Source organism: Rhodoluna sp. (genome assembly GCF_044232805.1).
GTDB lineage: Bacteria > Actinomycetota > Actinomycetes > Actinomycetales > Microbacteriaceae > Rhodoluna.
Genome location: NZ_JBIILG010000044.1, coordinates 1 through 8,697 on the forward strand (window position 1 = coordinate 1; position 8,697 = coordinate 8,697).

At 49.0% G+C, this 8,697-nt stretch carries 9 protein-coding genes; 3 read left to right on the forward strand and 6 right to left on the reverse strand.

Annotation, left to right across the window (positions count from 1 at the left end):
- From ygfZ to AC9UES_RS05730, 3 genes are all read right to left on the reverse strand, one after another.
- On the reverse strand, window positions 1–926 hold a 926-nt coding region (ygfZ, locus tag AC9UES_RS05720), incomplete at its 3' end, for a CAF17-like 4Fe-4S cluster assembly/insertion protein YgfZ (protein WP_509527495.1).
- A 30-nt stretch (window positions 927–956) separates the two neighbouring features.
- The gene (locus AC9UES_RS05725; protein WP_509527498.1) at window positions 957–1,547 is read right to left on the reverse strand and encodes a heme-binding beta-barrel domain-containing protein; all 591 of its coding nucleotides are present in this window, start codon (window positions 1,545–1,547) and stop codon (window positions 957–959) included.
- A gap of 117 nt (window positions 1,548–1,664) precedes the next feature.
- Window positions 1,665–1,922 carry a hypothetical protein gene (locus AC9UES_RS05730; RefSeq protein ID WP_509527501.1) on the reverse strand — a complete coding sequence of 86 codons (258 nt, stop codon included), beginning with the start codon at window positions 1,920–1,922 and terminating at the stop codon, window positions 1,665–1,667.
- A gap of 65 nt (window positions 1,923–1,987) precedes the next feature.
- On the opposite strand from AC9UES_RS05730, the gene AC9UES_RS05735 reads away from it, so the two are divergent.
- The 3 genes from AC9UES_RS05735 to AC9UES_RS05745 are packed head-to-tail and all read left to right on the forward strand — an operon-like array spanning window position 1,988 to window position 5,772.
- Entirely contained in the window at window positions 1,988–2,662 is a 675-nt protein-coding gene (locus AC9UES_RS05735; protein ID WP_509527503.1) for a response regulator transcription factor, read from the forward strand.
- Between the two features lie 49 nt (window positions 2,663–2,711).
- Window positions 2,712–4,832, forward strand: a complete 2,121-nt coding sequence (locus tag AC9UES_RS05740) for an RNA degradosome polyphosphate kinase (RefSeq protein ID WP_509527506.1) — start codon at window positions 2,712–2,714, stop codon at window positions 4,830–4,832.
- Between the two features lie 4 nt (window positions 4,833–4,836).
- Window positions 4,837–5,772, forward strand: a complete 936-nt coding sequence (locus tag AC9UES_RS05745) for an NUDIX hydrolase (RefSeq protein ID WP_509527509.1) — start codon at window positions 4,837–4,839, stop codon at window positions 5,770–5,772.
- Here AC9UES_RS05745 and pstB read toward each other — a convergent pair.
- Genes pstB through pstC form a run of 3 tightly spaced genes read right to left on the reverse strand, consistent with a single transcriptional unit; the run spans window position 5,769 to window position 8,549 of the window.
- Window positions 5,769–6,548: a phosphate ABC transporter ATP-binding protein PstB gene (gene pstB / locus AC9UES_RS05750; protein WP_509527512.1), complete on the reverse strand. Its 780-nt coding sequence runs from the start codon at window positions 6,546–6,548 to the stop codon at window positions 5,769–5,771. The genes AC9UES_RS05745 and pstB overlap by 4 nt on opposite strands.
- A gap of 4 nt (window positions 6,549–6,552) precedes the next feature.
- Window positions 6,553–7,623: a phosphate ABC transporter permease PstA gene (pstA, locus tag AC9UES_RS05755; protein ID WP_509527514.1), complete on the reverse strand. Its 1,071-nt coding sequence runs from the start codon at window positions 7,621–7,623 to the stop codon at window positions 6,553–6,555.
- A complete protein-coding gene (gene pstC, locus AC9UES_RS05760) occupies window positions 7,623–8,549 on the reverse strand; it encodes a phosphate ABC transporter permease subunit PstC (RefSeq protein ID WP_509527517.1) in 927 nt (308 codons plus the stop codon). The genes pstA and pstC overlap by 1 nt, the downstream gene beginning before the upstream one ends.
- Between the last annotated feature and the right edge of the window lie 148 nt (window positions 8,550–8,697).

The window sequence follows — 8,697 nt, forward strand, 5'->3', positions numbered from 1 at the left end:
TCCTGAGTGGCCGCAATTAATCCCCCGCTGGAGCTAACTTCTAGCGAAGCATCTTCCGCTACCGAACGAGAGATAACCGCCAAGGCTATGGGGCCCATTTCAAAATGCTGCGCGGCAGACGTTATCTGTCCAACAACTTTGTCTTGGCCGGATACTCTGACCTCATCGCCAACATCTGGCAGTGAATGCTCCGAGCCGTCCAGGTGCAAGAAAGTTAGTCTCCTTGGAGGGTGACCTAGGTTGTGAACTTTAGCTACTGATTCTTGACCTCGATAACAACCCTTAGACAAGTGCACAGCGGTTGCTAACAAATCCAACTCATGCGGAAGTGACTTATCGTCAATCTCCGATGCGGCAAGCGGGCGTCCTGCCGCTACACGAAGTGCATCAGCAGCCATGGTTCCGGCAAGGCTAGCCTTAGCCAATAAATCATCTAGCTGGCTGGCTTCAACAAGATATTCGAACCATGAGTAGTTCACTTCCCTAGTCGAGTATCGATACCCGCCGGGAGTGACGCCTGGCCATCCATCGTTCCACACCAGAGGTTGAGAATTAGAAACAAAGGCCAGGTCTGGCTTTGGCTTTGTGGTCCCCACAAGTGCAAAATCAGCGGAGCGATCAGTTAGTTGCACTTTCATTCGAAACACCATCTTGCTAAGCCAGGAAAACAGTGCTTCAGTGTTTTCTTGATTCACCATTAACCAACTGGTTTCGCCGTCATCAATAATCTTGATCAGTTGTTCGATGTGACCCTGTGGGTCAAGAAGCAATGCTTCGGTGGATTCGCCAGGTTTTAGGTTCTTTAGGTTTTGACTAAGTAGCGAATGTAACCAGGTCAATCGATCAACACCAGAAACGCAAATGATCCCGACTGGATCCATTAGGCACAACGAATCACCTTCGAACAGGCTGCGCTGCTCAATCATTGGATTGCCATAGTGCTGTTTTACTTGCAACTACTGGGCCCTTTCGAGTCTGGCGGAAGCATGAGATGCCATTGGGTTTCCAAGAGCGGCGATATCCCAAACCCATAGCAGCGCACCTTCGACTAGACCGAACATGCGAGTTGCAGCTCGATAATCTTTCGATGACTGTGATCTCAAGACCGCATCGGTTGCAAGGTCTACTCGAGCGCCTTTGATTTGACCGATATATAGCTCGCTGATGCCACTCGGGTGCAAAATCGATGCTTCGATGTCGAAGCCACCGTCTTTGTTTCGAAGAGTCTCGAGTTGCTCGTGCGTGGTGATGGATTTGGTGCCAGTTCCTGGAAGAAGGCCTGGTCCGTGATCAGAAGACTCTGAAGTCTTTGCTAGTCGCCAAAAACCAACTTCGGTTGGTAGTGATGTTCCATCGCTCAGGGTGGATTTTGAGACATACCCCAAAACAGATTGATTGTCGAAGGAAAACTCCACAGATTGAGTAAATTCCTGGTCAGCTTTGTCAGAGTTGTGAGAGTAGGAGATTACTCCCGAACCGGACCACTTTCCTACCAGGAATGCGAAGGGTGTTAGTTCCAGGGGTAAGCCCTCTGGCACAACCAACAACTATTTTTGTCCTTTAAATAATTTGTAAAGAACCAAAATAGAAACTGAACCTATGGCCAAAGATGCCAGTACCAACAGTCCTGTGAAGAAGATTTCAAGTGCAAGCATGTTCCTAGTCTAACTTGCCAAAAACACGTAGGCAGTAGCGATGGCCAGAATCAGATAGCTTCCGCCGCCCACGTACACGAGCTTGCGAACAATGCCCTCAGGCTTGGCCCGAAACAAGTGGTACAGCGAGACCAAAGCAACCGAGCCGGCAAGGATTGTGCCGAACCACTCTGGAGCCGTAAGTGCCACCTGGGATGCGATTGCCCAAACAGCTAGCACGGCAACAATTACCCAGATGCTTAGGATTTGACCCCACTGTTTGGACATATCTCAATCATGCCTTAGCCACCTGCCGTGCGGGCTAAACTTGGCACAAAGATTTGGGGTGTGAGATGGCACAGCTACTGGTTTTGACCTCAGCGTCAGAACAAGTTGCCCTGCCTGCCCTCTCGCTTCTGAGTCATCGTGTCAGATACATACCCGCAGAACCCGCGAGTCTGGTCAATGCCCCAGAACATGACCTAGTTTTTCTTGATGCTAGAAAAGACCTTGCTTCAGCAAAAGCCATGGCACGAGTTCTCATCTCAACCGGAATCTCTACACCGCTGATTGTTGTTTTGGCCGAGGGTGGCCTTGCTGCGATGAATCACGAGTGGGGCTCGAATGACATAATTCTTGACTCCGCGGGTCCAGCGGAAGTTGAAGCACGTATTCGACTAGCAATAGCAAAGTATCGTGCAGAAAAAGATGTCAACACAATTAATGCATCGGGTGTGGTAATCGATGAGTCAAGCTACTCGGCAAAAGTTCACGGGAAGCCACTTGATTTGACCTATAAAGAATTTGAATTGTTGAAATTTCTCGCCCAGCACCCAGGCAGAGTCTTTTCGAGAGATCAGCTATTAAGTGAAGTTTGGGGTTATGACTACTTCGGTGGAAGTAGAACAGTTGATGTCCATATTCGAAGGCTTCGGGCCAAATTGGGTGACCTAGAAGGGCTCATTTCTACTGTTCGAAATGTGGGATACCGCTTTAACCCAACAGATTCGGACCTGGTAGACGCTTAGTTCAAAAAGATTTAACCAACAGGACAGCTAGCCGTGTCAATATTGGTTTATGTCCGAAGAAACCATGGCTATTACCCTGCCCTCCTCACCCGATGGTTTGGCACCCGATCGCTACCTTGATCGTGAGCTGAGCTGGCTGGCATTTAACCGTCGTGTTCTAGAAATGGCAGAGGACAGCGGGGTTCCGCTTCTTGAGCGCGTAAATTACCTAAGCATTTTTGCCTCCAACATGGATGAATTCTTCATGGTTCGAGTTGCTGGTCTTCAGCGTCGACTGGCAACTGGACTTGCCGTGAGAAGTCCTTCGGGTTTATCCCCTAAAGAAGTGCTCAGCAGCATTTCTAAAGAAGCTCATGAGTTGCAACTTCGCCACGCACACTTGTTTCTTGATGTGATTGAGCCGGAGCTAGAAAAAAATGGAATTCACCTGGTTCGCTGGCCAGAACTCAGGGACGATGAAAAGCAGCATCTGCAGAGCTTTTTTGAAGATCACATTTTTCCAGTTCTAACTCCACTAGCAGTGGACCCAGCTCATCCGTTTCCATACATCTCAGGTCTTTCGCTAAACCTTGCGGTTGTTCTAAAGAAGGCCGGAAGTCCGGGCGAGCACTTTGCGAGAGTAAAGGTGCCTCCACTACTTCCGAGATTTGTTTTGATTCCAGCCAAAGATGACACCTCAGAGGTGCGCTACGTTCCGCTCGAGGATGTCATCGGTGAATTCATATTTTTGTTGTTCCCTGGAATGGAAGTAGTTCAGCACCACAACTTCCGAGTCACCAGAAACGAAGACTTGGATGTGGATGAAGATGAAGGAGAAAACCTACTACTAGCTCTGGAAAAAGAGTTACTTCGCAGAAGATTCGGACCTCCTGTTCGACTTGAAATTGCCGATGACATGAACCCGCAAGTCCTTGAGTTACTTGTTAGAGAGCTGGACATTTCTAATCAAGATGTCTACACCTTGCCATCGCCGCTCGATCTAACCGGGCTGCAGGACATCGCATCACTTCCTAGACCTGAACTTCGCAATAAGCCACACCAGGTACTTACCAACAGATACCTTCGCCCGCGAGATGACGAAGAGCTAGACATATTTAGCGTTCTAAAAAAGCGTGAGCTTTTGGTGCATCACCCCTATGAGTCTTTTTCCACTAGCGTGCAGGAATTTCTGGAGCAGGCAGCGCAAGACCCAGATGTATTGGCTATCAAGCAAACTCTTTACAGAACCTCTGGTGATTCCCCCGTTGTTGACGCTCTGATTCAAGCTGCTCAGGCTGGCAAGCAAGTATTGGCTCTAGTAGAGATCAAGGCTCGCTTTGATGAGCAGAACAACATCACTTGGGCTAGAAAGCTTGAGCAAGCTGGAGTTCACGTTGTCTACGGAATGGTTGGTTTGAAGACTCACTGCAAGCTTGCACTCGTAATTAGGCAAGAAGCTGGCCAGCTAGTTCGCTACTGTCACATCGGAACCGGAAACTACAACCCGAAAACAGCAAGGGTATACGAAGACTTTGGGCTACTGACCTCAAGGTTAGAAGTTGGGGAGGATCTCACCAAGTTGTTTAATCACCTCTCCGGTTATGCTCCGGAAGCAAAGTTCAAGACTCTCCTGGTTTCTCCTGTAGGAGTGCGAGAAGGTCTAACCGATCTAATTGACCAGGAAATTGCACATCACGCAGCTGGTAAAGCCTCGGGAATTGATATCAAGGTCAATGCTCTTGTTGACGAAGGAATTATCGACTCGCTTTATCGAGCCTCCCGCGCAGGGGTTCCAGTGCGCGTCTTGGTTCGAGGAATGTGTGCTCTGAAGCCGGGGGTAAAGGGTTTATCCGAAAACATTAGAGTGCGTTCAATCTTGGGACGGTACCTTGAGCACAGCCGCGTTTTTAGGTTCGAAGGCGGCGGGGATTCAAAAATCTACATCGGTTCTGCCGACATGATGCATCGAAACCTAGATCGTCGCGTTGAGGTGCTAGTTCGCCTAATCGAGCCGGAGCATATCGACCGCACTCGAACTATGTTCTCGCTAGCAATGGCTGATGATGTGGCTGGCTGGGATCTTGGTGCCGATGGCAGTTGGGACAGGAAACAATTCAATGACTCGGGTATTGCCCTAGGTGATTTCCAGGACGCCGTCATGCGCTCCATAACCGCGCGTCAGGTTAGCTAGTTTCGTGGATGTTTACGCTGCTGGAGCAGTTTGTTGGCGCGAGGAAAAAAGTAGTCTCCTTGTAGCACTTGTTCATCGAGTTAGGTATCAAGACTGGACCTTCCCAAAAGGAAAGGTAGACCCCGGTGAGACGCTAGCCGAAACTGCTGTCCGCGAAATAAAAGAAGAAACTGGGCTAAAGATAAAGCTCGGCGTTCCACTCCAGACCATGACCTACCCACTCGATAAATCCAGGAACAAAATTGTGCACTACTGGGCAGCAAGAGTCAGCGACAAAACTCTTGCAAGCTCCAAGTTCAAACCCAACGATGAAATCTCTGAAGTGGTATGGATAAAGGCAGATGAGGCTTTTTCCAAACTGAGCTATGTGCACGATCGAGAGTTACTGCAAGAACTCTTAGAACTTAGAAAAAGCGGGATGCTCAAGACCAAGCCGTTGATCATTCTCAGGCACGCTGCCGCCACCCCGAGAGCTGACTACGTGGGTGAAGATGGGAAGAGACCCCTGCTCCCGGATGGCAAGAAGCAAGCCAAAGAGTTGATTCGGCTATTGAGTGCGTACGGGCCAAAAAGGGTGTTTACGAGCCCTTGGAGAAGGTGCCGCGACACAATCGGCCCCTACGCCAAAGCGCACCGATACAAGCTCATCGAGCGAGGAGAGCTTTCAGAAATGGGCAATGCGAAAGGCCCGGCAAGAACTGCCAAGGTTGCCAAGCAGCTTTTCTCTGATGCTCGCTCCTCGGTCCTATGCACGCACCGACCAACTCTTCCAACAATTACAGAAGTTCTGGCAAGTTACGCGGAACCGGCTTTAGCAAAGTTAATTCTTGAAGCGAAGAGTTTGAAGCCAGCAGAATTTGTCGTGCTACATCTAACTACTGCTGGAAAGAAGCCGAGGCTAGTGGCGGTTGAGCACCAGAGTCTTTCGGATCGACTCTAACCAAATCTTCCGGAGATGTAATCTTCTGTCTGCTTTTGCTTGGGGTTGGAAAAAATCGTGTCCGTCTTGTCATACTCGATCAGTTTTCCAGGAAGTCCTGTGTCGGCAATGGTGAAGAATGCTGTCATGTCGGAAATTCGGGACGCCTGCTGCATATTGTGAGTCACAATGACAACGGTAAAGTTTTCCTTTAGCTCGATAGCTAAATCCTCGATTGCAGCAGTGGAGATCGGGTCTAGAGCGCTGGTTGGCTCATCCATTAAGATCACGTTTGGCTCAACTGCGATTGCTCTCGCGATACAGAGTCTTTGCTGCTGACCACCAGAGAGGCTAGAGCCTGGTTTGTCGAGTCGATCCTTAACTTCGTTCCACAGGTTTGCGCCTTTTAGCGCTTTCTCGGCAATTGCATCAGCGTCTGATTTAGACATTTTGTTGTTGTTCAGTCGATATCCAGAAAGGACATTTTCCTTGATTGTCATGGTGGGAAAAGGGTTGGGTCTTTGGAAAACCATTCCTACTTGACGACGAACCTTTACTGGATCCACCGATGGTGCGTAAATATCCTCACCGTTCATGGTCAAACTACCCTTGACGTAGGCACCTGGAATTACTTCATGCATCCGATTCAGAGTCCGAATCAGGGTTGACTTACCACATCCAGAGGGGCCAATAAAGGCAGTGATGGAGTTTGGCTCCACGGTCATGTTTATGTCTTCTACGGCAAGGAAGCTACCGTAATAGACATTCAGAGAGCTGAGCTCTATTCTCATTGACATTTTTCTATCCCTTCGGTGAGAAGTATTTGGAGACTAGGCGGGCAACGAGGTTCAATAGCATCACGATCAGCATCAAAACTAGGGCCCCGGTCCAGGCTCTATCTATATACGCCTGAGCATCAGAGCCTTGGTTCGCATAAGAAGTGTAGACAAAAACAGGCAAGGTCATCATTCGCTCGTCAAAGGGGTTGAAGTTTGTAGAGGCGGTAAAGCCAGCAATAATCAGCAACGGGGCAGTTTCGCCAATGATTCGGGCAATTGCAATCATCACACCTGTTGCAATTCCGGCCAGGGCAGTGGGTAATACAACCTTTGTGACAGTCAGCCACTTCGGAACTCCTAGAGCGTAAGAGGCTTCGCGAAGCTCATTTGGAACGATTTTCAACATTTCTTCTGTTGCACGAATCACAACAGGGATCATCAGAACACTCAGTGCAATTGCACCACCGATTCCCATACGAACGCCGGGGCCAAAAATTACCACGAAGGCAGCGTAAGCAAATAATCCGGCAACAATGGATGGAATTCCAGTCATGACGTCAACAAAGAATGTCACCGCTCGTGCCAAGGGGCCACGGCCGTATTCAACAAGATAAATGGCTGTCATGATCCCGATAGGGACTGATATAAGAGTGGCAAATCCTGTTATTTGGAGAGTTCCGACAATTGCATGGAAGGCGCCGCCGCCTTCACCGACCACATTTCGCATTGAGAAAGTAAAGAATTCCAAGTCGAATCTTGCCGCTCCCTTTTCGACAACAGTCCAGGCCAAAGATACAAGCGGCACAAGTGCCAAGGAAAATGCGCTGGTAACCAATATTGTTACAAGTCGATCAGCCGACTTTCTCTTTCCCTCGATAAGCCTTGAAGCCAAATAGAAAGACAGCGAAAACACAATTGCAGCTAAAAGCGCTACCGACAACAAATTAATCTGGGTTGATTCTTCGTTGGAGCCTGCCAACGAAGCGTTTATTGCAAACGAGACAATTCCCGCGACAGCAAGAATAGTTGGTGCTAGCCACTTAGGAAGGCCACGTGTGCCTCGGAAGTTTGCGGTCATTGTAATCGCGCTCATTAGTTAGCCCCAGAGAATTCACTGCGACGAGAAATTACCCACCTGGCAAGCATGTTGATCGCCATAGTGATACCAAATAGAACTAAACCGGTGGCAATTAGCAAGCTTGTGTATGTCCCGGAGGATTCTGGGAACTGGAGAGCGATGTTGGCAGCAATTGTATTTGGGTTTGTCGAGGTCAGCAGGGCGAAGGTAATCACTCCAGATCCAGACAAAACAAGTGCTACCGCCATAGTTTCGCCCAGAGCTCTTCCGAGGCCAAGCATTGCCGAAGATATAATTCCCGCTCTCCCGAATGGGAGCACTGCCATTTTGATAACTTCCCAACGGGTTGCGCCTAGAGCCAGCGCTGCTTCCTCGTGAAGCCTTGGGGTTTGGAGAAAAATCTCCCTAATTAGAGCTGCCATGATTGGCAAAATCATGATTGCTAGGACGATTCCAACAGTCATCATGGTTCGGCCGGTTGCGGAAACAGGTCCTTCAAAAAACGGAATCCAGCCCAAGTTTTCATTCAGCCAGAGATAGCTGGGGTTTAGAAAAGGGGCCAATACAAGCATCCCCCATAACCCGTAAACAACGGATGGAATTGCTGCTAGCAAGTCGATGGAGTACCCGATTACCTGAGAAACGCGCCTCGGTGCAAAGTGTGAAATGTATAGTGCAATTCCAATTGCCAATGGGGTGGCAATTAGCAGGGCGATAATCGAGGCCACTACCGTTCCAAAAAGAAATGGCGCCACATAGCTAAAGAATCCATCTGGGGCAGCGTCTTGCTCACTCAAGAACGCGGGGACTGATTCAGCAAACAAGAAGATGGCAACAGCGGCGAGTATCACCAGAATTGAGACACCTGAGCTCAGTGCAAGATTAGAAAAAACAACGTCACCTATTCGACGCTTCACAACTGGAGCTTGTGATGACATCATTCTCCTCGGCAAATAGGTGATTCAAGACTGATTTTTGCTCAAAGCCCGGCTCAGCCGTAAGGCTGGGCCGGGCTTCGAGTTGATTCTATTACTACTTGATAGCGTCGATAATTGCTTGTGCCTTCTCGCGCAAGCTGGCACTAATCGG